The sequence below is a fragment of the Acinetobacter sp. UBA5934 genome, from assembly GCF_002430855.1.
GTDB lineage: Bacteria > Pseudomonadota > Gammaproteobacteria > Pseudomonadales > Moraxellaceae > Acinetobacter.
Window position 1 is genome coordinate 611 of record NZ_DJDC01000068.1, and the last position, 2,063, is coordinate 2,673.

The 2,063-nt window shown below is 46.1% G+C and carries 1 protein-coding gene; it reads left to right on the plus strand.

Translation table 11 applies throughout. The annotated features are described in order from the left end of the window. The coding region (locus tag B2Y23_RS04720; protein WP_291369336.1) for an AAA family ATPase at nucleotides 1–2,008 on the plus strand (2,008 nt) is incomplete at its 5' end. Nucleotides 2,009–2,063: the final 55 nt, after the last annotated feature.

The window sequence follows — 2,063 nt, forward strand, 5'->3', positions numbered from 1 at the left end:
ACGTCGTACCAAAAACAACCCGGTGCTGATTGGTGAACCTGGTGTCGGTAAAACGGCAATTGTTGAAGGTCTAGCGCAGCGTATTGTCAATGGCGAAGTTCCTGAAGGACTTAAAGGAAAACGCGTTCTATCGTTGGACTTGGGTTCATTGCTTGCAGGCGCAAAATATCGCGGTGAGTTTGAGGAACGCCTAAAAGCGGTGCTGAAAGATTTGGCCAAATATGAAGGGGAAATTATCCTATTCATTGATGAGTTGCATACTTTAGTCGGCGCGGGTAAGGGCGACGGCGCAATGGATGCAGGCAATATGTTAAAACCTGCATTGGCACGTGGTGAGTTACGCTGTGTCGGCGCAACAACACTGGATGAATATCGTCAATATATTGAAAAAGATGCAGCGCTGGAACGCCGTTTCCAGAAAGTATTGGTGGATGAACCGAGTGTTGAAGATACCATTGCGATTTTACGTGGTTTGAAAGAAAAATACGCAACTCATCATGGTGTACAAATTCTGGATTCAGCTATTATCGCGGCTGCGAAAATGTCACATCGCTACATTACTGACCGTCAGTTGCCAGATAAGGCAATTGACCTGATTGATGAAGCAGCTTCACGCATCAAAATGGAAATTGACTCAAAACCTGAGCCACTTGACCGTTTAGACCGCCGTTTGATTCAACTGAAAATGCAGCTGGAAGCGGTGAAACAGGATGCAGATTCGGTCAGCAAAGCTGAAGTCAGCCATCTGGAAAAACAGATCGAAGAAGTTCAGCGTGAATATAGCGATCTGGAAGAACAGTGGATTGCCGAGAAAAGACTAGTTGAAGGTACAAGCCAGGCGCAAGTGGAATTGGACAAGGCACGTACCGCATTCGAAAAGGCCCAGCGCGAAGGTGATCTGGCAGAAGCTAGCCGTTTGCAATATGGCGTCATTCCAGAGTTGCAAAAACGTCTTGATGCTGAAGAAGTGGCTGAAGAAAACAATGAAGAGCCAAAACTGATTCGTACCAAAGTCACTGAAAATGAAATTGCTGAAGTGGTGAGTGCTGCAACGGGTATTCCAGTCGCAAAAATGCTGCAAGGTGAGCGCGAAAAATTGCTGCATATGGAAGAATTCCTTCATAACCGTGTGGTCGGGCAGGATGAAGCTGTAGTGGCGGTATCGAATGCAGTGCGTCGTTCTCGTGCAGGATTGTCCGATCCAAACCGTCCAAGTGGCTCATTCCTGTTCCTCGGTCCGACCGGGGTAGGTAAAACTGAACTGACCAAGGCTTTGGCAAACTTCCTGTTTGACAGTGATGATGCCATGGTACGTATTGACATGAGTGAGTTCATGGAAAAACATTCAGTCAGCCGTTTGGTCGGTGCGCCTCCAGGATATGTCGGCTATGAAGAGGGCGGGATCTTAACTGAAGCCGTGCGTCGTAAGCCTTATAGCGTGGTATTGTTTGATGAGGTTGAGAAAGCGCATCCAGATGTATTTAACATCTTACTGCAAGTGCTGGATGATGGCCGATTGACAGACTCGCAGGGCCGTGTGGTTGATTTTAAAAATACGGTCATTGTCTTGACCTCAAATCTAGGTTCACAGGATGTACGTGAACTGGGCGAGCACGCAACTGATGATGAAGTTCGGGCAGTGGTCATGAGTGCGGTATCGCAACATTTCCGTCCAGAGTTTATTAACCGTATTGATGAGCTGGTGGTGTTCCATTCACTGAAAAAAGCCCAGATTCGTGGTATTGCTGATATTCAGCTGGACCGTTTACGCGCACGATTAAGCGAAAAAGATATGCGCCTTTCAGTGGATTACAGTGCATTCGATCAATTGATTGAGGCGGGTTTTGACCCGGTATATGGTGCTCGTCCATTGAAGCGTGCTATCCAGCAACAAGTGGAAAATACATTGGCTCAAAAAATCCTGAGTGGTGATTTTCTGCCAGGAGATACTATTTCCGTCAAAGGAGAAAATGGTCATCTTGAGTTTGAAAAAATGAAATTAAGTTAATTACTTGATTGTACTGAAAGATAAAAAAACAGATAAAACCTGGCTTCGGCTGGGT